Here is a 19,522-nt window from a genome sequence, read left to right as displayed (position 1 = left end):
CCTCGATCGAGGAGTATGGGTGTTGCTGAGCGAGGGCACTGTTCCCGGCGCCTTGGCCGGCGCCGCGCTGCGGGACCGGTCGGCCGACGGCCGCCTGGCGCTCGACGGCCGCTGGACCGCCGACCAGGCCCCGACCGTCGAGGCCGCGGCCGCGCGCATCGCGGCGGCCGGCCGCGCCGGGCCGGTGGCGGTCGACCTGTCGGGGATCGAGCGCCTCGACACGCTCGGCGCCTGGGTCCTGGAGCGGACCCGCGCCGAGATCGAGCAGGCGGGCAGCGCCCTCACCTATCTCGGCGCCCGCCCGGAGCACCGCACCCTGCTGGGCGAGGTCCGGCTGCGCGAGCCGGACGCGCCGCCGCCGCGGCGGCACGGCCCGGTCGTCGGCCTGCTCGACGCCACCGGGCGCCGGACCGTGCAGGGCGGCCGCGAGTTCGTCACCGCCCTCGCGTTCCTGGGCGAGCTGATCGCCGCCTGCGGGCGCGTCGCCCTGCGGCCCGGCACGTTCCGCGGCAACGCCCTGATCAACCAGATCCAGCAGGTGGCACTCAACGGCACGCCGATCATCGTGCTGATCTCGTTCCTCGTGGGCGGCATCGTCGCCCAGCAGGGCATCTTCCAGCTCCAGCGCTTCGGCGCCCAGACCTTCGTGGTCAACCTGATCGGCCTCCTGATCCTGCGCGAGATGGGCGTGCTGCTCACCTCGATCATGGTCGCCGGCCGCTCCGGCTCGGCGATCACCGCCGAGATCGGCTCCATGCGCATGCGCGAGGAGGTCGACGCGCTCCGGGTCATGGGCCTCGACCCCGTCGAGATCCTGATCGTGCCCCGGGTGCTCGCGCTGATGATCGGCCTGCCGATGCTGACGCTGATCGGCGACCTCGCGGCGCTCGCCGGCGGCGGCCTCACCGCGATGCTCTACGGCGGCCTGACCCTCGACCAGTTCCTGGTCCGGCTCCAGGCGGCGGTGGGCGTCCACCACGTCATGGTCGGCCTGATCAAGGCGCCGTTCATGGCGCTGACGATCGGGGTGATCGCCACGATCGAGGGCTTCGCGGTCGAGGGCTCCGCGGAATCGCTCGGCCGTCACGTCACCGCGTCGGTGGTGAAGTCCATCTTCATGGTCATCGTCCTCGACGGCCTGTTCGCGGTGTTCTTCGCCGCGATCGATTTCTGAGGCCGCCGCGATGAATGCCCCGATGACCGCCTCGCCGAATGGCCCCGCCCCGATCATCCGCGTGCGCGACCTCGTGGTCGGCTTCCGCGACCGCAACATCCTGAAGGGCCTGAGCCTCGACATCCGCGCCGGCGAGATCCTGGGCTTCGTCGGGCCCTCGGGCCAGGGCAAGTCGGTGCTCACCCGGACGATCCTCGGCCTCAACCCGAAGCGGGCCGGGACCATCGAGGTGTTCGGCCGCGACGTCGACGAACTCACCTACGCGGAGCGGCGCCGGATGGAGCAGCGCTGGGGCGTGCTGTTCCAGCAGGGCGCCCTGTTCTCGGCTCTCACCGTCAAGCAGAACATCCAGGTGCCGATGCGCGAGCACCTGAACCTGTCCGAGCGCCTGCTCGACGAGTTCGCCCGGCTCAAGATCGAGATGGTCGGCCTGAAGCCCGACGCCGCCGACAAGCTGCCCTCGGAATTGTCGGGCGGCATGATCAAGCGCGCGGCGCTCGCCCGCTCCCTGGCGCTCGATCCCGAGATCCTGTTCCTCGACGAGCCGACCTCGGGCCTCGACCCGATCGGCGCGGGCGAGTTCGACGACCTCGTCTCGACCCTCAAGGAGACGCTGGGGCTGACCGTGTTCATGGTCACCCACGACCTCGACAGCCTCTACACCGCCTGCGACCGCATCGCGGCGCTCGGCGACGGCCAGATCATCGCCGCCGGCACGATCGACGAGATGCTGGCGAGCGACCATCCCTGGCTGCGCTCGTACTTCCACGGCAAGCGCGCCCGGACCATCGCGACGGGGGGCGCCTCGGCCCATGCCTGATCCCATGCCTGATCCCGTGCCTGATCCCGTGCCTGACCCGATGCCCGATCGCCGCCGTCCCACCCAGATCCCGCCCTGCTCCCCTCCGGGAGCCGGGGCTCCAGGCCCGGCCGGATCTCCGCCGGCCAGAACCGCAGGTTGAGCGCATGGAAACCCGCGCGAACTACGCCCTGATCGGGGCCTTCACGATCGCCGTCATCCTGGCGGGCTTCGGCACCGTGCTGTGGCTCTCCGGCGGCTCCTCGCGGCAGGTCAGCCAGCTCGTCCGCATCGTCTTCTCCGGCTCGGTCGGTGGCTTGTCGCGCGGCTCGAGCGTGAACTTCAACGGCATCAAGGTCGGCGAGGTCACCGACATCCGCCTCGCCCCGCAGGATCCCCGCCGGGTGCTCGCCACGATCAAGGTCGATCCCGCGACCCCGCTCCGGGCCGACACCCGCGCCCGCCTCGACTCGGCGATGCTCACCGGCGTCTCGGTGATCTCCCTGTCGGGCGGCAACGCCGACGCGCCGGTGCTGACCCCGATGGCCAACGGCGAGCCGCCGACGATCTTCGCCGATTCCTCCGACATGCAGGACATGATGGCGCTGGCGCGCCAGGTGGCGCAGCGGGCCGACGACATGCTGGCCCGCCTCGACCGGCTGGTCTCCGCCAACGAGGGGGCGATCAACCGGTCGCTGACCAACGTCGAGACCTTCTCGAAGACGCTGGCCGATGCCGGCCCGAACATCTCGGCGCTGGTCAAGGCCGTGGACGGGGCCAAGCTCGGCCGGGTGATCGACAACGCCGACCGCTTCTCGGCCGCCCTGTCCAAGGCCAGCCCCGACATCGAGGCCGGCGTGCACGACGCCCGGCTGCTCGCCGGCAAGCTCAGCGCCTCGGCCGACAAGATCGACGCGGTGCTGAACGGCGCCCAGAGCTTCCTGGGCTCGGCCTCCGGCCAGGAGGGCTCCAGCACCTTCACGGAGATCCGCGCGGCGGCGATCTCGGTGCGCGACGCCGGCAAGGCGTTCCGGACCATGTCGGAGAACCTCGACAAGCGCACCGCCAGCATCTCGGCCAATTTCGGCCGGCTGAGCGGCACCGGCCGCCGGGAGGTCGAGGCCCTGTCGGGGGACGGGCAGCGGACCCTGAGCACCCTCAACCGCACGGTGCGCAGCCTGGAGCGCGACCCGAGCCAGGTGATCTTCGGCGGCAAGCCTTCGTTGCCTGAATACAACGGTGGCCGGTGAAATGCCGCGTCGCCGGGCGGATGTGTCCCGGCGCACGGCACGGATGCCGCAGCGGATTAGTTTTAACCGCATAGCTTATACAGCTCCGCCGTTCGCCGGCGGGGTCCTTCAGGTCATGCGTATGGTCCGCTCGTCCCACATCGCCGCCGCCGCGCTGCTCGCCGCCCTCCTGGGTGGCTGCGGCGGCGCGGCGCCCCTCACCTTCGACCTCGCGGCGCTGCCGGCCTCGGGGCGGCCGATCGCGGCCGGCCGCTCGATCGCGGTCTCGGAGCCGGTGAGCATCCAGCCCTTCGAGGCCGACCGGATCATCGTCCGCGAGAACGGCGGCGCCCTGTCGTTCCTGGGCGGCGGCCAGTGGGCCGACCGGCTGCCGCGCCTGATCCAGACGCGGCTCATCCAGAGCCTGGAGAATTCCGGGCGGCTCCGCTCGGTGAGCCGGCCCGGCGACAAGGTCGTGGCCGACTACCAGCTGATCAGCGAGATCCGCGCCTTCGACGTGCAGTCCGGGACCGGCGAGGCGGTGGTCGACCTGTCGCTGAAGCTCGTGGCCGACGGCACCGGCAGGGTTGCGGCGGCGCGGATCTTCACGGCCCGCGTGCCGGTGTCCAAGATCGATGCCGGCAGCGGCGCCCGCGCCCTCGATCAGGCGCTGAGCATCGTGCTGGCCGACGTTGTGCGCTGGGTGAACAGCGGGCGCTGACGGCCCCGCGGCCGGGCCGCGCCGACGCCCCCGCCGGGGCGGGGCGCTCGCGACGGAACGTCCTCCGAATGCCAGCCGTGCGGATCCGCTCCACGGCCCGACAGGCGCCACGGGTGATGGGACGGGCCCGACGGTCCATCGTGGGCGCGCGGGATTTCCTGCCGATCAATCCGTGTCCCGCGGCGCCGCGGCGGCGTGCGTAGACGGGGCGCGGTTGCGGTTCGCAGCAATCGCGGTCATACGGCTGCCGCGATGCAGACTCTGTTCTCAACTGAAGGTGTATTGGAGAAGGACAGGTTTCTCCTTTGGCGAGATGTCTGCGAAGATCGCCTGGTTCCGATGGCGCAGACTTGTCTCAACGACGAGCCCTTTCACGCGACGATCGAGGGGGCCAGTATCGGCGGCCTGGTCTTCACGAAATTCGCGCTGCGCAAAACTGCGGGCGGCCACGACGCCGCGCACGCTTCGCCATGAAAACCACAAGACCGACCACCTGTTCATGAGCATCGTGCTCTCGGGACAGGTCCGCGCGGATCAGTACGATCGGTCGAGCACGGATCGGGTCGGCGACTTCTCGATCCGGGATACGAATACACCCTGGACGATCGAGCACAGCGGCTACAGCGAGGTGCTGGCCATTGGGATCCCGCGGGAGCGGCTGGAGGGGGCTCTGGGCTCCGCGCGCCTGTTCGCCGGCGTGACTGTCGGCGGCGATCTGCCGACCGCGACCCTGACCCGGTCGTTCCTGGGCAACCTGCTCAGCCTGGGCGACCGGCTGACGCCCCAGGTGGCCGAGAGCATGGTCTCCACGGGGCTCGACCTCATCGTCGCCAGCCTCGCGGAGCGGCTCGCGCGGGAGGCGCAGCGGCCCGTCCAGGACAGCGTCGTGGTGCAGCGCGCCCGGGCCTATCTCGAGGCCCATCTCCACGATCCGACCCTGGACCCGCCCCGGCTCGCGGCCGCGGCCGGCGTGTCCCTGCGCCGGCTGCAGGCCTTGTTCCGCGCGCAGGACCGGCACATCTCCGACTGGATCTGGCACCGCAGGCTCGAGGCGGCCGCCAAGCGCTTGGCCGATCCGGGCTGCCTCCACATGCCGCTGGGGACCTTGGCGTATGGCTGCGGCTTCCTCAGCCAGTCCCACTTCTCCCGCCGCTTCAAGGAGCGCTACGGCCTGAGCCCCCGCGACTACCGCGTGCGCGCCCTCGCGCGGGGCGCCGAGGGTGGGCCGGAGGGCCGACCGGGCCGCCTCACTCCATCACGGCGGCCTTCATGATCACCACCATGGTGGCCCGGGCCGGACCGTCCGTGCAGCGCACGAGGTGGGGCCGGTCGCAGCGGTAGCGCAGGGTCTCGCCGGCTCGCGCCCGCTGCACGACGCCGCCGATCTCGACCTCGAACGCCCCCTCGGTGACCGAGAGCGACTCCACCGAGCCGCGCTGGTGCGGGTCCGAGTCGAGGACGCCGCCCGGGTCGGCCGTGACCTCGTACCATTGCAGCCACTCGATCGTCTTGAGCCAGCCGATGATCGCCAGCCGCACCTTCCCGTCCTCGGAGACGAGGATCGGCGTGTCGGCCCGGGAGGTCTTCTCGATGAACGGCTCCTCGTCGCCGGCCGCCAACACCCGCTCGATCGACACGTCGAGGGCCTGGGACAGGCGCCAGATCGTCGCCAGCGTCGGGTTGGTCTCGTTGCGCTCGATCTGGCTGATGATCGACTTGGCCACGCCGGACTGCTCGGCGAGTTCCGAGAGCGACAGGTTGTAGGCCTTGCGCAGCCGCTGGATGGTCTTGCCGAGCTGGCCGGAGAGCACCTGCGCGCCGGTCAGCAGGTCGCGCCCGCGCGCCCGGTCGGGCCGTTCCGCCTGATCCTGCATCGTCCCCGATCCGCCTGCACCGTTCCATTATCCGAACGATCGTGCGCTTCTTCAAACGCAATCGACGCCCGGTTGCAAGGCGGCGGGCGGCGTGCGCGGCGGCGTGCGCACCGGAAAGCGGCGGCCGGATCGGCCTCTAAGTCCAGACGGCGTGGAAGTGGTGGACCGGCCCGTGCCCCGTCCCGACCGCGAGGCTGTCCGCCGCCGCGAGGGCGGCCGTGAGGTAGGCCTTGGCCTCCGCCACCGCCTCCGGCAGGGCCAGGCCCTGGGCGAGGCCCGCCGCCACCGCCGCCGAGAGGGTGCAGCCGGTGCCGTGGGTGTTGCGCGTCGCGATCCGCGGCGCCGACAGGGTCCGCAGGGCGCCGTCCGCCGTGACGAGGTGGTCGATGCTCTCGCGCCCCGCGCCGTGGCCGCCCTTGATCAGCACCGCCCGGGCGCCGAGGGCGACCAGGCGCCGCGCCTGGGCCACGATCGCCGCCGCGTCCGCGGCGACGGGCTCGCCGAGGAGCACCGCCGCCTCCGGCAGGTTGGGGGTGATCAGGTCGGCCCGCGGGAGCAGCCGCTCGCGGAGCGTCGCCACGGCGTCGTCGGTGATCAGCCGGTCGCCGCTGGTGGCGACCATCACCGGGTCGAGGACGACCGGGATCGACCCGGCGTGCCGGGCGAGGCCCTCGGCGACCGCCGCGATCACCGCGGTCTGCGACAGCATGCCGATCTTCACCGCCCTCACGGCGAGGTCGGAGAACACGCTGTCGATCTGCCGGGCGACGAAATCCGCCGGCACGTCGTGGATGCCCTGGACCCCCGTCGTGTTCTGCGCGGTCAGCGCCGTGATCACGCTGGCGCCGTAGACGCCGAGCGCCGAGAAGGTCTTGAGGTCCGCCTGGATGCCGGCGCCGCCGCCGGAATCCGAGCCCGCGATCGTGACCGCGATGGGCGCGGGGCCGCTCATCGGGCGCCGGCCCGCTCCGCCAGGGCGCCGTCGATCCGCGCGCGCAGGTCGCGGGCGCGCTGGCGCACCGACTCCGCGCCGAACAGCGCGGTGATCACCGCGACGCCGTCAGCCCCCGCGGCGACCACCGCGGCGGCGTTGTCGAGCCCGATCCCCGCGATGGCGCCGAGCGGCAGGCCGGCCCCGCGGGCGAGGCGGGCGCGGAAGGCGATGCTGGCGAAGCCGTCGAGACCCACCGGCGGGTCGGGATTGTCCTTGCTGGTGGTGGCGAACACGCCGCCGATGCAGGCGTAGTCGACGGGCAGCCGGTACAATTCGTCGGCCTGGGCGGGCTTCTTCAGGGTGAGGCCGATGATCGCGCCCTCCCCCAGCAGCCGGCGGGCGTCGGCCGGGTGGAGGTCGCCCTGGCCGAGATGCACCCCGTCGGCTCCGGCCGCGAGGGCGAGGTCGACGCGGTCGTTGACGAGGACCGGGACGCGGCCGCCCACCGCCGCCAGGATCGCCCGGATCCGCGCCAGGGCGGCGCGGGCATCGGCGATGTCCTTCTCGCGGTACTGGAGCAGGGTGCAGCCCCCCGCCACCGCCTCGGCGCCGAGCTCAGCCAGCCGCGCCCCGTCGGCGCCGCAGACGCCGACATCGAGGAGCCCGTAGAGCCGCAGGTCGACGGCCCGGCTGCCGGTCGGGGTCGAGGGGGAATCTGCGGGGGAAGTCGCGCTCGCTGGCATCGCTGTCGTCGCTCGGTCCGCCTCGGCCGGTCCCGTGCCGGCCTACCCGGACCCCTGTTTGGGCAGGGCTCGCGGCGTTGGCAAGCGGCGGGTGGACAGCGGTGCGTCGACGGGCCCCCCCGCTCCGTCATACGGCGGCGTTGACGCGCGGCGATCCTGTCCCCCTATAGGTGGGATCCGCTACGGCGCATCCCGGGGGACGGACGGTCGAGGAACGATGACGGGTGCCGCGGCGCAGACGGACGCGCGCGGGGGGCAGGCCCCGCCGGAGCGCTCCTCCGTAGGCCTCGTCGCGGTGATCGTCGCCGCGACCAAGGGGGAGCCGCGCGCCCTGACCATCCGGGTCCCCGACCAGGCGCCCGGCCGCGGCGACGGCCTGCCGGCCGGCCCCCTCGTCCCCGAGCACGCCACGCTGGAGCGGGGCCTGCGCGCCTGGGTGGAGCGGCAGACGCACCAGCGCCTCGGCTACGTGGAGCAGCTCTACACCTTCGGCGACCGCGACCGCTCCGGCACGGCGACCCTGTCGGGGGTGCACTCCCTCTCGGTGGCTTATCTGGCGCTCGTCCGCGAGGAGCGGCCGGCGGGGCTCGCCGAGGCCGCGTGGCAGAACTGGTACCGCTACCTGCCCTACGAGGATTTCCGGCAGGGGCGCCCGCGCCAGCTCGACGCCATCGAGGCGCGGCTCGCCGAATGGGCGTCCGAGCCCGCGGACTGCGCCACCCGGACCCGCCGCCTCGACCGCCTCGGCCTGACCTTCGGCATGAACGGCGGCACTTGGAACGAGGAGCGCGTCCTGGAGCGCTACGAGCTGCTGTTCGAGGCCGGGCTGATCCCGGAGGCGCGCGGCAATCCCGGCCCGGCCCTGCCGAACGACCCGACCGGCGTCCCCATGGCGTTCGACCACCGGCGGGTGCTCGCGACCGCGATCGGCCGGCTCCGGGGCAAGATCAAGTACCGCCCGGTGGTGTTCGAGCTGATGCCGCCGGAATTCACCCTGCTGCAGCTGCAGAAGACCGTGGAGGCCCTGTCGGGGACGCAGCTGCACAAGCAGAACTTCCGGCGCCTCGTGGCCCAGCAGGGGCTGGTGGAGGAGACCGAGAGCGTGACCAGCGGCGCCGCCGGCCGGCCGGCGCGGCTGGTGCGCTTCCGCCGGGAGGTGCTGCTGGAGCGCCCGGCCCCGGGCCTGCGGCTGCCGTCGCGGCGGGCGGGGTGACGGCGGCGGTCAGTCTCGCCGCGCCAGGGTGCCGAGCCCGCTCGCGTCGAGCGCGTCCACCGTCACGGCGGCGGCCCGGCCGTCGCTGCCGATGGCGAAGCGGACGGCGGAGGGGCGGTCGGGCGCCTCGGCGTCCGGGAAGCTGAGGAAGAGGTCGCGGTCGAAGTGCCGGAGGCTGTAGCGGCGCGCCCCCGCGGGGCCGACCGTCAGCGTCAGGGCGCCGTCCGCCTCCACCACGACGGCCTCGCCGACATAGGCGTTGGCGTAGCGCCCGGCATAGGCCGAGAGCGCCAGGGGCGCGGCGGGCGGCGCCGGCGGCGTGCCGTAGGCCGCCTTGTCGGCGGCGATGCCGGGCGCGAACAGGTTCTCGTAGGCGGCGCCCCAGGCCGTCACCCAGTCCCGGTCGACGCGGCCGTCGAAGACGAGGTCGGCGAAGCTGTCGGCCAGCCCCTCCGGCACGCCGGACGGGAAGGCGTTGGTCAGGACGAGGATCCCGAGACCGGCCTCCGGATGGATCGAGACGAGCGTCTGCGCGCCGACGCTGAAGGCGCCGGCGTGGCCCCAGACGAGGCCGTGGCGGCCGTACTCGACGTTCCAGCCGAGGCCGTAGAAGGACGCGCCGCCGGTCACGGGGTTGCGGCCGCGGGCCATGAGCGGGACGTGCGTCTGCGCCAGGGCCGGGGCCGCGACGCGCTGCGCGCCCTCGAAACGGCCCTTGCCGATCACGAGCCGCAGCCATCGGGAGAGGTCGCGGACATCGCTGCTGACGCCGCCGGCCGGTGCCTGCGCGTCGGGATCCCGCTCGATCTTGGCGGTCCAGACGCCGCCGGCCCGGACGTGGAGCGCCGCGCGGTCGGGCCGGCTGAGGAAATCCGCGTGGGTCGTGCCGGTGGCGGTCATCCCGAGCGGCCGGAACAGCCGATCCCGGGCCACCGCCTCCCAGGGCTGGCCGGTCGGCTTCGCGGCGGCGACCGCGCCCTCGGTGAAGCCGAAATTGCTGTAGGCGTAGCCGGCGCGGAAGCTGGAGGCGGGCGGCGCGAGGCGCAGCCGGTGCAGGATCGCGTCGCGGCCGAAGCCGATCGCCTCCAGATCGTCGCCGGCGGTCCCCGGCAGGCCGCTGCGATGGTTGAGGAAGTCGCGCACCGTGACCTGCGCGGTCGGGTAGGGCTCGTGCAGCTGGAAGGCGGGATCGAGATCCGCGACGCGCGAATCCCAGTCGACCACCCCGTCGCCGACCAGGGCGGCCACGATCGTCGCGGTGACGGGCTTGGACAGGGAGGCGATCTGGAAGACCGTGTCGGGGCCGACCGGCTCGGGCTTCCCGGCCTGCCTGAGGCCGTATCCCTTCAGGAGGAGCGTCTCGTCGCCGAGGACGACCGCGACCGCGAGGCCCGGCACCGCTCCCGCGTCGATGGCCCGCCGCGCCAGCGCCTCCAGCGCCGGCAGCTGCGCCTCGACCTGCGCCCGCGTCAGCGTCCCGGCGGATCCGGCTCCGGGCCCGGCCGCGATCAGGCCGAAGGCGAGGCACGCGCCGACGAGGCGCCGGCGCGATCGGGCCCGCTGCATGAGTCGTCGATCCCGCCTGAGAGAGCTCGGACCTCGAGAGTGGCATCGTCGGGCCGGCGAAATCAATCGCGCCGCCCCGGGCCGTGCCGCGAATGCGCGGGCCGGCCCGACGGACACGGACGAAGACTGTTCGGGAACCGGGCCGGGCTAGCGGAACGGGTCGGCGCCGGGTGCCGGCTTCACGCCGCGGAGCATCCGGTACAGCGTCCATTCCTCGACGATCTTCCGCCCCGGAAGGGCGCAGAGACCGATCGTGCCGCCATCGGGCAGCTTCGCGAGGATCGTCTGCCCGCCCATCGTCGCGCAGAAGGCCGAGGCCGGATTCTCCAGCGCGCGGGCCGGCCCCGATCCGGCAAGGGCGGCGCAGGCCGCGAGCGCGCGGACAGGCCACGCGGCGGGCGCCCTCCACGGTCCGATCATGCGCGTCATGGGCCGCCCTGCCCTAACCGTAGGTGTGGTCGTCGGCCGGGAACCGGCCGGCCCGGACCTCGTCCGCGTAGGCCTTCACGGCGTCCTCGATGTGGGTCCGCAGGCTCCCGAACTGGCGCACGAATTTCGGCGTGCGCTCGGACAGGCCGAGCATGTCCTCCAGCACCAGGATCTGGCCGTCGCAGACCGCCGAGGCGCCGATGCCGATCGTGGCGGCGGTGACCTGGGGGGAGGTCGCGATCGCCCGCGCCACCGGCTCGACGATGCCCTCGAGCACGATCGCGAAGGCGCCGGCCTCCGAGATGGCGCGGGCATCCTCCAGGAGGCGGCGCTCGTCGTCGGGGGCCCGGCCCTGGACCTTGAAGCCGCCCATCGTGTTCACCGCCTGCGGAGTGAGGCCGATATGGCCCATCACCGGCACGCCGCGCTGGACGAGGAACGCCACCGTCTCGGCGAAATGGGCGCCGCCCTCCATCTTGATCGCGCCGGCGCCGGTCTCCTTGAGAACCCGGGAGGCGCTGAGGAAGGCCTGCTCCCGGCTCGCCTCGTAGGAGCCGAACGGCATGTCGACCACGACCAGCGCCTTCTGCGTGCCGCGGATCACCGCCTGGGCCTGGAGGATCATCATCTCCAGGGTCACGGGGATCGTCGATTCCATCCCGTGCATCACCATGCCGAGGGAATCGCCCACGAGGATGAAGTCGCAGTAGGGATCGACGATGCCGGCCGTGTGGGCGTGGTAGGCGGTGAGCGCGATGATCTTGCGCCCCTCGGCCTTGCGCTTGCCGATATCGACCGCCCGGAGCCGTCGGGACTGCACGACCTGCGACATGGTTCAGACCTCATTCCGGCCACCCGGGACGCGGCGCGGGCCCCCTCTCCCGCCCGGGAGAGCGCCCGGCTTTGCGAGCCTCGTTCCGCGGCGTCTCTTACAATGCCCTGCGATGCGGGTCAGCGCCCCGCCTGCGGCTCGGCGCCCGCCTTCCAGTCCGGATCGACCGTCAGGTTCGCGGTCTCGTGCATCTCCTGCCAGCCCTCGACGCCCTCGGGGAACCAGCGCACGCCGGTATAGCCCTTCAGCACCAGCCGCTTGGCGGCATTCCAGCTGCCCCAGCACTCGACGTGGCAGAACACCACGACGGGCTTCGCCTTGTCGCCCCCGGTCAGCGCCGCGACGCGGGCGTAGAAGAGCGCCTCGCGCGCCGGCGCCAGGGGCTCGGCGCCGGCCTCCGGCATCCAGACGGCGCCGGGGATCGACGGATGCACCGGCAGCCAGAGGCGGCCCTCCGGGAAGTTCGACGGCTTGCGGTCCGGCGCCGCCACGTCGAGCAGCACCGGCTTGTCGGGCCCGGCGATCAGGGCGGCGACGGCGTCGGCGTCGACCACCGCGGCACCCTTGAGGGTCGGCGGCGTGTAGCCCTTCGGAGGGCCGGCGTAGAGCCCCTCCGGCTCGGGCACGTTCACCGGCGAATCGGCCGGCGCCGCGGCGAGGCAGAGGAGCGCGGCGCAGGCCGCCGCGGCCCGGCCGGTCAGGAGGAGGCGCCGCATGGTCAGTTCGTCGGGCTCGGCGCGGTGAAGCTGTGCTGCCACTGGCCGCCCTGGTTGTCGGAGGCCGCCACCTGGATCGGCTTGCCGTCCGGCTTGAACGCGAAGTTGATCACCGGGTTCGAGGCGATCGAGATGTCGCCCGTCATGGTGAAGACCTTCCGGTCGCCCGCCGAGACGGTGAGCTTGTCGATGTAGCGCGCCGGCGTGTAGTCGCGGGTCACCTGGTTCATCTGCATGCCGGAGAAGTTCGGGTGGCGGATCATCAGCGTCGCCTCCACGGGCTTGCCGGCCGCCGTCTCGGCGAACTTCATGCGCATGTCGCCCATGCCCTTCATGGCCTCCTCGTCGCTCATCCCCATCGGAGCCGAGCAGCCGCCGGAGGCCTTCACGAACTGCTTGGCCTCGTAGAGCTTGCCGTCCATGGTCTCCACCACGGCGTGCATGTCGGTGTAGTTGTTGACCCGCACGCGCAGCTTCAGCTCGGCCGGGTCGGCGGCCGGCCCGAACTCGAACTTGGCCGCGTAGGGCGCCGGGTTGTCGTCGATGATCAGCGAGACCGCCTTGACCTGCCCGTCCTTGGGCATGGTCAGGGTGATCGGAACCAGGGCGGCGTCGAGCGCCCGGGCGGGCGCCTCGATCTTCACGAGGCTGTCGGTCGGGGCGATCTGGCGGTCGCCGAAGATCGACTTGGCGATCTCCTGCCAGCGGGCCGCCCGCTCCTGATCGGTGTCGGAGGCGCCGGCCGCCCGCGCGGCGCCGGCGAGCGGTCCCGACAGCGCCGTCGTCGCCAGGATGAGGCCGAGGGCGAGGCTGGAGAAGGTCTGTCCGATGAAGGTCTGTCCGATCCTGTGCGTCATGGCGTGCCTCCCGATTGGCTTGGATATGGAGATCCTGAAACCTATTCCCACTCGAGTTCCTGGTAGGCCACGGTGACGTTGCGGCCGTTGTAGGTGTCGAACAGGGCCCACTTGTCGCGCTGGTCCGCCGCGACGCTGGTCACGGCCTTCTCGATGGGCACGTCCTTGGCGATCGCCGCCCGGGTGCCGTCGCGCAGGGCGGTCAGGTAGCCGGAGAGGTCGGCGAGCGCCGGGGCGAGGTCGACCGCGACGGGGCCGTGGCCCGGGACGGCCCGGGCGGGACCCATGGCCTTCAGCCGCTCGATCTCGGCGAGCCAGCCCTTGAGGCTGCCGTCGAGGGAGGGGATCCGGTTCACGAACAGCAGGTCGGCGGGGAACAGCAGGCCGCTGCCGGAATCGATCATCGACAGGTCCGAGGTGGTGTGCGCCGGACCGTGCGCCGTGAAGGTCAGGCGCCGGTCGCCGAGGTCGATCTCGGCCGTGTCTTTGACGCTCATCGTCGGGTAGACCACCGGCCCGGTCCGGTCCTCGCCGAGCAGATCGATCAGCCGCTTGCGGTAGAACTCGCCCCGGGCCGCCAGGGCCTCGGTGAGCTTGGCGTGGCCGATGAAGACCGGCTTGTCCTGGACGAAGGCCCCCGCCCCGAAGACGTGGTCCGGGTGGACGTGGGTCAGCACCACGTGGGTGATCGGCTTGTCCGTGCGCTTGGCGATCTCGGCGCGCAGCCACTGGCCGTCGGCGAGGCTGCCGCCGGACTCGGTCACCACCACGCCGGTCCTGCCGACGAGGAAGCCGATATTGGCGATGGCGTCGGCGTTGTCGGGGGTGGCGTCGGCGATCAGGCCCTTGCGCACGTACAGGCCGGGCCCGACCTCCTCCATCGTGAAGCTCTCGGCGGCGCGGCCCAGCGTCGGCAGGCAGCACAGGCAGAGCCCCGCGAAGAGGGCGTGCCGTCGCGTCGGCCCGGCGGCCTGCCTCCGCGGATGGACGGCGCGTGCCGTCATGCCGAAACCTCCCGATCTTGCCCGTTCTTGATTGTCTACCATTAAGTAGGTAGATTAATCGTCCGTCAAGGGGCCGCCGGGAGCCGGTCCCCGCCGCGGCCGCACGTTCGCGTGACTTCGTGCGATGACGGGGGTGAGTTTTGGAGCGACGTTCGCCGCGATGAGGGATACCCGCGCCGAGTTGCTGATGCAGGCCGAGACCCTGGTGCGGGGCCGCGGCTTCGCCGGCTTCAGCTACGCCGACCTCGCGGCGGCGGTGGGCATCCGCAAGGCGAGCATCCACCACCACTTCCCCACCAAGGTCGATCTCGGCGCCGCCCTGGTGGCGGCCTACGCGGCGCGTTACGCCGCGGCCCTGGAGGCGATCCGCCGGGACGTTCCGGACGGCCCCGGCCGGGTCGAGGCCTACGGGCGGCTCTATCTCGGCGGCGTCGAGCAGGGGCTCGGCTGCCTCTGCGCGGCGCTGGCCATCGAGGGCGAGGCCCTGCCCGAGCGCCTGCGCCGGGACGTCGCGGCCTTCTTCGCGGACCATCTCGCGTGGCTGGAGGGCATCCTGCGCGCGGGCCAGATGGACGGCAGCGTGCACGGCGGCGCGGATCCGGCGGCGCTCGCCCGCTACGTCGTCGCCACCCTGGAGGGGGCGCTCCTGATGGAGCGCCTGTTCGCGAGCCCCGACGCCTTCCGGGGAACGCTGGCGGTGCTGGTCGACGGCCTCAGGCCGCAGTGAACCGGGCGTAGCCGTCCGCCCGCAGCCGGCAGGCCGGGCAGGTGCCGCAGCCGTATCCCCAGGGATGCCGCTGCCCGCGCTCGCCGAGGTAGCAGGTGTGGCTCTCCTCGACGATCAGGTCGACCAGCGCCCGCCCGCCGAGGCTCTCGGCCAGCTCCCAGGTCTGCGCCTTGTCGAGCCACATCAGCGGCGTGTGCAGCACGAAGCGCCGCTCCATGCCGAGATTGAGCGCCACCTGCAGGGCCTTGATCGTGTCGTCGCGGCAATCCGGGTAGCCGGAATAGTCGGTCTCGCACATGCCGCCGACCACGTGCCGAAGCCCGCGCCGGTAGGCGAGCGCCGCCGCGAAGGTCAGGAACACGAGGTTGCGGCCGGGCACGAAGGTGTTGGGCAGGCCCGACGCCTCGTAGCCGATCGCGGCCTCCCGGGTGAGCGCCGTCTCGGAGACCTGCCCGAGGGCGTCGAGGGCGAGCGTGTGGTCCTCGCCGAGGCGGGCCGCCCAGGCGGGATCGAGGGCGGTCGTGCCCGCCCGCAGGGCCGCGCGGCGGTCGAGCTCGACCCGGTGGCGCTGGCCGTAGTCGAAGCCGAGGGTCTCGACGTGGTCGAACCGGTCGAGCGCCCAGGCCAGGCAGGTGGCCGAATCCTGGCCCCCGGAGAACAGCACCAGCGCGGCGCGATCCCCGGCGATCGCGGTCTCACTCGCCATCGTACTCGGCCCAGGACATCGGGGTCTCGGCGACCCGCACGAGCGCGAGGCCCGGCAGGTCCGGCCGGAGGCGCTGCCAGATCCAGGCCGCGATGTTCTCGGCGGTCGGGTTCTCCAGCCCCTCGATCTCGTTGAGGCAGTGGTGGTCGAGCCGGGCGAGCAGCGGCCCGAAGATCGACTCGATGTCGTAGAAGTCGATCACCCAGCCGGTATGGGGATCGACCGGGCCGGCGACCGTCAGCTCGACCCGGTAGGAATGCCCGTGCATCCGGTGGCAGCGGTGGGTCTCGGGCACGTTCGGCAGCCGGTGGGCCGCCTCGAAGGTGAAGGCTTGGGTGATCTTCATGGACGGTTCGCGGGTGTGGCCGATCTCGCCCCCGCCATAGCGCCGACGGGCGGTCCCGCGCAAAGGCGGGCTGCCCTGCGTTCGGCGGCGCGGCCGGGGATCAGGCCCCGGCGCCCGCCTCCGACCACTGCGCGTACCACGCCTTGAACAGGCGCAGCTGCGTCTCCGCGTAGTGGCGCTGACCGGCGCTGAGCGCGTCGGTGGCATTGAAGTGCAGCGCGTATTCCGGGTTCCCCTCCAGCACCATCAGGTGCTTGTAGTAGAGGACGAGGTCGGTCCCCTCGTCGAAGCTCGACAGGATCGCCAGCGCGGCGTCGAGTTCCTCGGCCCGGCGCCGGGCCCGGACGTCGCCCGCGGCGGCCTTCTCGCACAGGGAGACGAGGTGGAGCACCTCCCGCGGCAGGACGTTGCCGATGCCCGTGATGGCGCCCCGGGCGCCGCAATTGACGTAGCCGTGCACCACCTGGGTATCCACGCCGACCATCAGGGTGATGTCGGGCGACTGGCCGGTGATGTGCTCGGCCGCGTAGGTGAGCGAGGCCGCGCCGCCGAACTCCTTGAAGCCGACGAGGTGCGGGTGGCGGGCGCGCAGGCGGAAGAACAGGTCCGCCCGGGTCTCGAACCCGTAATAGGGGCTGTTGTAGATCACCGACGGCAGGTCGACGGCCGCCTCCAGGATGCCGCCGAAATGCGCCTCCTGGGCCGCGGACGAACTGCCGCGCGACAGGACCCGCGGGATGATCATCAGGCCGTGGGCACCGGCCGCCTTGGCGTGCGCCGCGAGCGCCGCGGCCCGCTTCGGGTTCTGGGCGCCGGTCCCGACGATCACCGGGACGCCGGCGGCGAGCAGTCGCTCGACGCCCGCCATCCGCTCCTCGTCGGTGAGCAGCGGCCAGTCGCCCATCGAGCCGCAGTAGACGACCGCCGACATGCCGGCATCGACGAGCTCCCGCCCCTTGCGCGCGAGGGCGTCGAGGTCGGGCGTCCGGTCCGGCCGGCAGGGCGTCATCAGGGCCGGGATCGTGCCGGAGAAGATGTGTCGATCGGAGGCCATCGCCGGCTCGCCTGCTGGGAGGTGGGATCGTCCCGGCCGGCCCCGCGGGCCTCGCGGGGCGGCACGCCTCTCCATGGCAGCGCCGCGCGAGTCTGGCAAGGATTTTATACAATCTCTGTCGCGCGGGCCGGGACCGGCGCGGCGCCGAGGAACGCCATCAGCGCGGCGGCGACGTGGTCGATATGGTCGGTCAGGAGGGCGCAGGCGGCCGAGACGTGGCCGTTCCGGCACAGCCGGACGATCTCGCGGTGCTCGCGGTCGGCCCGCTCCAGCTCGGCGCTGTCGGTGGAGAGCTGGAGGCGGGTGTAGCGGTCGCACTCGGCCAGCAGCGAGCCGACCAGACCGAGGGCGCGGGGCCGCTCCGCCCGGCCGTAGAGGAGGAGGTGCAGCTCCGTGTTGAGGGCGCCCCAGCGCGCCGTCGCGCCCGCCCGCAGGGCCGCGGCGTACTCCTCCAGCAGGGCGTCGGCCCGGGCGTAGTCGTCGTCGGTCAGGCGGGGCGCCGAGAGGGCCAGGAGGCGCGGCTCGAGGGCGGCCCGGAGCTCGAGGGCCTCGGCGGCGTCGGCAGCCGAGAGTGGCGCCACCATGGCCCCGCGATGCGGCAGGATCCGCACGAGGCCCTCGGCCTCCAGCTGAAACAGGGCCTCGCGCACCGGGATCCGGCTGGCGCCGAACTCCGCCGCGAGGCCGTCCTGCCGGAGCTGCGACCCGGCCGGATAGCGGCCGTCGAGGATGCGTCGCCGGATCTCGGTCCCGATCGAGCCCGCGATGGTCCGGTTCTTCATCGTCTCGCTCCCGGTCGACCCCGGATGCCCCGCAGGACCCTTGACGGCGGAGCTCCGGTGTTGAAATTGTATAAAATCAATCGGGCAACGGGCTCGATCACGACAAGGGTGCCCGCGATGACGCTCTCCCGCCGCCAGATCCTGGCCGGTACCGCAGGCGCGGCCGCCGGCCTCGGCCTCCCGCTCCTGGTCCGGGCCCAGCCCGGCGGCGGCAGCGTGCTGCGCTTCATCCCGTCGACGCCCCTGCCGTCCCTCGATCCGATCGTCGCCACGAGCTACGTCATCCGCAATCACGGCTATCTCGTCTACGACACGCTGTTCGCCACCGACGAGAATTTCCGCATCCAGCCGCAGATGGTGAGCGAGTGGCAGACCGCGCCCGACGGCCTGCGCTGGACCTTCCATCTCCGCGACGGCCTCACGTTCCACGACGGCTCCCCCGTCGAGGCCAAGGACTGCATCGCGTCCATCGCGCGCTGGTCCAAGCGGGACGCGTTCGGCCAGACCCTGGCGGGCTTCGTGGAGGGCTACGGCCAGGAGGACGCGCGGACCTTCACGGTCGCGCTGAAGAAGCCGTTCCCCCTGCTCCCGGCGGCGCTCGGCAAGCTGTCCTCGAACGTGCCCTTCATCATGCCGGAGCGCGTCGCCCTCCAGGACGCGTCCAAGCCGATCGCCGACGCCACGGGCTCCGGGCCGTGGCGCTTCGAGGCGCGGGAGTGGATCCCGGGCCAGAACGCGATCTACACCCGCCACGCCGGCTACCGCCCCCGCGAGGAGGCGCCCTCCTGGGCGGCCGGCGGCAAGGTCGCCAAGGTCGACCGGATCGAGTGGCTCGCCATCACCGAGGCCTCGGCGGCGGTGGGCGCGATGATCCAGGGGGCGGTCGACTGGTACGAGCAGCCGGCGATCGACCTGATCCCCGTCCTCAAGGGCAAGCCGGGGATCGAGATCCGCAACGTGCCGCTCGGGCTGATCCTGCTGATGCGGTTCAACCACACGCAGCCGCCGTTCAACAATCCCGAGATCCGCCGGGCCGTGATGATGGCCATGAAGCAGGACGACTACATGCAGGCGGTGGTCGGCAGCCCCGAATACTACCGGGAGGCCAAGACCTTCTTCACGCCGGGCTCGCCGATGTCGACCGGGGCCGGCGGGGCCGCGGCCATGCAGGCGGACCTCGCCAAGGCCAAGGCGATGCTGGCCAAGGCCGGCTACAAGGGCGAGCGCGTGGTGCTGCTGGCCCCGGCCGACCAGCCGATCGCCTACAACCAGTCGCTGGTGACCCAGGACCTGCTCAAGCAGCTCGGCATGAACGTCGATCTGGTCTCGACCGACTGGGGCAGCTTCATCGCCCGCCGCGGCAACCGCGGGCCGGTCGATGCCGGCGGCTGGTCGCTGTTCCACACCCTCTGGTCGGGGGCCGACGTGCTGAACCCGGCGCTCCACCCGCTGATCCGCGCCAACGGTCAGGCGGCGTGGTTCGGCTGGCCGGACGACCCGACCCTGGAGGGCCTGCGCAGCGACTGGATCGCCACCAGCGACGAGGCGCAGCAGAAGGCGCTCGCCGCGCGCATCGAGGAGCGGGCCTTCGCGGTCGTGCCCTACGCCCCGGCAGGCCTCGTGCAGCAGCCGATGGCGGTCAGCGCGAAGCTCAAGGGCATGGTCATGGCGCCGGTGCAGTTCTTCTGGAACATCGAGAAGACCGCCTGAGTCCGGGCGCTCCCGAGGAGGGTTCGTCTTTGCGAGCGCAGCGAAGCCACCCAGGGCAGCGGGCCGCTGATGGGCGTGGCGCCGCTGGATTGCTTCGCTCCGCTCG

22 protein-coding genes are annotated in these 19,522 nt (G+C 72.5%); 9 read left to right on the top strand and 13 right to left on the bottom strand.

Annotated features, from left to right (window positions below):
- Positions 1–19 precede the first annotated feature (19 nt).
- The 6 genes from ACQKQD_RS07845 to ACQKQD_RS07820 all read left to right on the top strand — a co-directional run bounded on the left by ACQKQD_RS07845 (position 20) and on the right by ACQKQD_RS07820 (position 5,196).
- The gene (locus ACQKQD_RS07845; RefSeq protein WP_056532696.1) at positions 20–1,174 is read left to right on the top strand and encodes an ABC transporter permease; all 1,155 of its coding nucleotides are present in this window, start codon (positions 20–22) and stop codon (positions 1,172–1,174) included.
- 10 nt (positions 1,175–1,184) lie between these two features.
- Positions 1,185–1,994 (top strand): ABC transporter ATP-binding protein, encoded by an 810-nt coding sequence (locus ACQKQD_RS07840; RefSeq protein WP_056532693.1) that lies wholly within the window; start codon positions 1,185–1,187, stop codon positions 1,992–1,994.
- Positions 1,995–2,140: 146 nt separating this feature from the next.
- Positions 2,141–3,223: an MlaD family protein gene (locus ACQKQD_RS07835; RefSeq protein ID WP_091977182.1), complete on the top strand. Its 1,083-nt coding sequence runs from the start codon at positions 2,141–2,143 to the stop codon at positions 3,221–3,223.
- A 121-nt stretch (positions 3,224–3,344) separates the two neighbouring features.
- Entirely contained in the window at positions 3,345–3,923 is a 579-nt protein-coding gene (locus ACQKQD_RS07830) for an ABC-type transport auxiliary lipoprotein family protein (RefSeq protein WP_427508021.1), read from the top strand.
- 252 nt (positions 3,924–4,175) lie between these two features.
- Positions 4,176–4,397, top strand: coding sequence for a hypothetical protein (locus ACQKQD_RS07825; protein WP_427508102.1), 222 nt, complete (start codon positions 4,176–4,178; stop codon positions 4,395–4,397).
- Positions 4,360–5,196: a helix-turn-helix domain-containing protein gene (locus tag ACQKQD_RS07820; RefSeq protein WP_427508097.1), complete on the top strand. Its 837-nt coding sequence runs from the start codon at positions 4,360–4,362 to the stop codon at positions 5,194–5,196. Before ACQKQD_RS07825 ends, ACQKQD_RS07820 begins: the two co-directional genes overlap by 38 nt.
- Here ACQKQD_RS07820 and ACQKQD_RS07815 read toward each other — a convergent pair.
- The 3 genes from ACQKQD_RS07815 to thiE form a co-directional block, all read right to left on the bottom strand.
- The gene (locus ACQKQD_RS07815; RefSeq protein WP_020092335.1) at positions 5,171–5,797 is read right to left on the bottom strand and encodes a helix-turn-helix domain-containing protein; all 627 of its coding nucleotides are present in this window, start codon (positions 5,795–5,797) and stop codon (positions 5,171–5,173) included. The genes ACQKQD_RS07820 and ACQKQD_RS07815 overlap by 26 nt on opposite strands.
- Positions 5,798–5,933: 136 nt before the next feature.
- Positions 5,934–6,749 carry a bifunctional hydroxymethylpyrimidine kinase/phosphomethylpyrimidine kinase gene (gene thiD, locus ACQKQD_RS07810; RefSeq protein WP_427508020.1) on the bottom strand — a complete coding sequence of 272 codons (816 nt, stop codon included), beginning with the start codon at positions 6,747–6,749 and terminating at the stop codon, positions 5,934–5,936.
- Positions 6,746–7,474, bottom strand: a complete 729-nt coding sequence (thiE, locus tag ACQKQD_RS07805; protein ID WP_091925902.1) for a thiamine phosphate synthase — start codon at positions 7,472–7,474, stop codon at positions 6,746–6,748. The genes thiD and thiE overlap by 4 nt, the downstream gene beginning before the upstream one ends.
- A gap of 217 nt (positions 7,475–7,691) precedes the next feature.
- On the opposite strand from thiE, the gene ACQKQD_RS07800 reads away from it, so the two are divergent.
- Entirely contained in the window at positions 7,692–8,687 is a 996-nt protein-coding gene (locus ACQKQD_RS07800; protein WP_020092332.1) for an NUDIX hydrolase, read from the top strand.
- Between the two features lie 9 nt (positions 8,688–8,696).
- Here ACQKQD_RS07800 and ACQKQD_RS07795 read toward each other — a convergent pair whose 3' ends face one another.
- The 6 genes from ACQKQD_RS07795 to ACQKQD_RS07770 form a co-directional block, all read right to left on the bottom strand.
- Complete coding sequence (locus tag ACQKQD_RS07795; RefSeq protein WP_427508019.1) at positions 8,697–10,253, bottom strand: serine hydrolase; 1,557 nt, start codon at positions 10,251–10,253, stop codon at positions 8,697–8,699.
- Between the two features lie 147 nt (positions 10,254–10,400).
- A complete protein-coding gene (locus ACQKQD_RS07790) occupies positions 10,401–10,682 on the bottom strand; it encodes a DUF333 domain-containing protein (protein ID WP_091925898.1) in 282 nt (93 codons plus the stop codon).
- Between the two features lie 13 nt (positions 10,683–10,695).
- The gene (panB, locus tag ACQKQD_RS07785; RefSeq protein ID WP_020092329.1) at positions 10,696–11,514 is read right to left on the bottom strand and encodes a 3-methyl-2-oxobutanoate hydroxymethyltransferase; all 819 of its coding nucleotides are present in this window, start codon (positions 11,512–11,514) and stop codon (positions 10,696–10,698) included.
- Between the two features lie 119 nt (positions 11,515–11,633).
- Positions 11,634–12,230 carry a rhodanese-like domain-containing protein gene (locus tag ACQKQD_RS07780; protein ID WP_056532682.1) on the bottom strand — a complete coding sequence of 199 codons (597 nt, stop codon included), beginning with the start codon at positions 12,228–12,230 and terminating at the stop codon, positions 11,634–11,636.
- Positions 12,231–12,232: 2 nt separating this feature from the next.
- Positions 12,233–13,087 carry a quinoprotein dehydrogenase-associated SoxYZ-like carrier gene (locus ACQKQD_RS07775; protein ID WP_427508018.1) on the bottom strand — a complete coding sequence of 285 codons (855 nt, stop codon included), beginning with the start codon at positions 13,085–13,087 and terminating at the stop codon, positions 12,233–12,235.
- Positions 13,088–13,128: 41 nt separating this feature from the next.
- Positions 13,129–14,091, bottom strand: a complete 963-nt coding sequence (locus tag ACQKQD_RS07770) for a quinoprotein relay system zinc metallohydrolase 2 (RefSeq protein ID WP_331289684.1) — start codon at positions 14,089–14,091, stop codon at positions 13,129–13,131.
- Between the two features lie 160 nt (positions 14,092–14,251).
- On the opposite strand from ACQKQD_RS07770, the gene ACQKQD_RS07765 reads away from it, so the two are divergent.
- A complete protein-coding gene (locus ACQKQD_RS07765; protein WP_427508017.1) occupies positions 14,252–14,818 on the top strand; it encodes a TetR/AcrR family transcriptional regulator in 567 nt (188 codons plus the stop codon).
- Here the strand turns inward: ACQKQD_RS07765 and queC are convergent.
- The 4 genes from queC to ACQKQD_RS07745 all read right to left on the bottom strand — a co-directional run bounded on the left by queC (position 14,805) and on the right by ACQKQD_RS07745 (position 17,706).
- On the bottom strand, positions 14,805–15,524 hold the full coding sequence (gene queC, locus ACQKQD_RS07760) for a 7-cyano-7-deazaguanine synthase QueC (protein WP_427508016.1): 720 nt from the start codon (positions 15,522–15,524) through the stop codon (positions 14,805–14,807). The genes ACQKQD_RS07765 and queC overlap by 14 nt on opposite strands.
- The gene (gene queD, locus ACQKQD_RS07755; protein ID WP_020092323.1) at positions 15,514–15,870 is read right to left on the bottom strand and encodes a 6-carboxytetrahydropterin synthase QueD; all 357 of its coding nucleotides are present in this window, start codon (positions 15,868–15,870) and stop codon (positions 15,514–15,516) included. The genes queC and queD overlap by 11 nt, the downstream gene beginning before the upstream one ends.
- A gap of 100 nt (positions 15,871–15,970) precedes the next feature.
- Positions 15,971–16,924, bottom strand: a complete 954-nt coding sequence (locus ACQKQD_RS07750) for a dihydrodipicolinate synthase family protein (RefSeq protein WP_427508015.1) — start codon at positions 16,922–16,924, stop codon at positions 15,971–15,973.
- Between the two features lie 104 nt (positions 16,925–17,028).
- Positions 17,029–17,706 (bottom strand): GntR family transcriptional regulator, encoded by a 678-nt coding sequence (locus ACQKQD_RS07745; protein ID WP_427508014.1) that lies wholly within the window; start codon positions 17,704–17,706, stop codon positions 17,029–17,031.
- Positions 17,707–17,823: 117 nt separating this feature from the next.
- Between ACQKQD_RS07745 and ACQKQD_RS07740 the strand changes: the two genes are divergently transcribed.
- On the top strand, positions 17,824–19,416 hold the full coding sequence (locus ACQKQD_RS07740) for an ABC transporter substrate-binding protein (RefSeq protein WP_427508013.1): 1,593 nt from the start codon (positions 17,824–17,826) through the stop codon (positions 19,414–19,416).
- Positions 19,417–19,522 lie beyond the last annotated feature (106 nt).

Source organism: Methylobacterium sp. NPDC080182 (genome assembly GCF_050281105.1).
Taxonomy (GTDB): Bacteria; Pseudomonadota; Alphaproteobacteria; order Rhizobiales; family Beijerinckiaceae; genus Methylobacterium.
The sequence above is the reverse complement of the archived record's forward strand: the minus strand, read 5'-3'. Positions and strand labels throughout refer to the sequence as shown.

Coding starts and splice junctions, on each gene's coding strand:
- ACQKQD_RS07840 (WP_056532693.1), top strand. CDS start 1,185: ATGAATGCCCCGATGACCGCCTCGCCGAATGGCCCCGCCCCGATCATC.
- ACQKQD_RS07835 (WP_091977182.1), top strand. CDS start 2,141: ATGGAAACCCGCGCGAACTACGCCCTGATCGGGGCCTTCACGATCGCC.
- ACQKQD_RS07830 (WP_427508021.1), top strand. CDS start 3,345: ATGGTCCGCTCGTCCCACATCGCCGCCGCCGCGCTGCTCGCCGCCCTC.
- ACQKQD_RS07825 (WP_427508102.1), top strand. CDS start 4,176: ATGCAGACTCTGTTCTCAACTGAAGGTGTATTGGAGAAGGACAGGTTT.
- ACQKQD_RS07815 (WP_020092335.1), bottom strand. CDS start 5,797: ATGCAGGATCAGGCGGAACGGCCCGACCGGGCGCGCGGGCGCGACCTG.
- thiD (WP_427508020.1), bottom strand. CDS start 6,749: ATGAGCGGCCCCGCGCCCATCGCGGTCACGATCGCGGGCTCGGATTCC.
- thiE (WP_091925902.1), bottom strand. CDS start 7,474: ATGCCAGCGAGCGCGACTTCCCCCGCAGATTCCCCCTCGACCCCGACC.
- ACQKQD_RS07800 (WP_020092332.1), top strand. CDS start 7,692: ATGACGGGTGCCGCGGCGCAGACGGACGCGCGCGGGGGGCAGGCCCCG.
- ACQKQD_RS07795 (WP_427508019.1), bottom strand. CDS start 10,253: ATGCAGCGGGCCCGATCGCGCCGGCGCCTCGTCGGCGCGTGCCTCGCC.
- ACQKQD_RS07790 (WP_091925898.1), bottom strand. CDS start 10,682: ATGACGCGCATGATCGGACCGTGGAGGGCGCCCGCCGCGTGGCCTGTC.
- panB (WP_020092329.1), bottom strand. CDS start 11,514: ATGTCGCAGGTCGTGCAGTCCCGACGGCTCCGGGCGGTCGATATCGGC.
- ACQKQD_RS07780 (WP_056532682.1), bottom strand. CDS start 12,230: ATGCGGCGCCTCCTCCTGACCGGCCGGGCCGCGGCGGCCTGCGCCGCG.
- ACQKQD_RS07775 (WP_427508018.1), bottom strand. CDS start 13,087: ATGACGCACAGGATCGGACAGACCTTCATCGGACAGACCTTCTCCAGC.
- ACQKQD_RS07770 (WP_331289684.1), bottom strand. CDS start 14,091: ATGACGGCACGCGCCGTCCATCCGCGGAGGCAGGCCGCCGGGCCGACG.
- ACQKQD_RS07765 (WP_427508017.1), top strand. CDS start 14,252: ATGAGGGATACCCGCGCCGAGTTGCTGATGCAGGCCGAGACCCTGGTG.
- queC (WP_427508016.1), bottom strand. CDS start 15,524: ATGGCGAGTGAGACCGCGATCGCCGGGGATCGCGCCGCGCTGGTGCTG.
- queD (WP_020092323.1), bottom strand. CDS start 15,870: ATGAAGATCACCCAAGCCTTCACCTTCGAGGCGGCCCACCGGCTGCCG.
- ACQKQD_RS07750 (WP_427508015.1), bottom strand. CDS start 16,924: ATGGCCTCCGATCGACACATCTTCTCCGGCACGATCCCGGCCCTGATG.
- ACQKQD_RS07745 (WP_427508014.1), bottom strand. CDS start 17,706: ATGAAGAACCGGACCATCGCGGGCTCGATCGGGACCGAGATCCGGCGA.
- ACQKQD_RS07740 (WP_427508013.1), top strand. CDS start 17,824: ATGACGCTCTCCCGCCGCCAGATCCTGGCCGGTACCGCAGGCGCGGCC.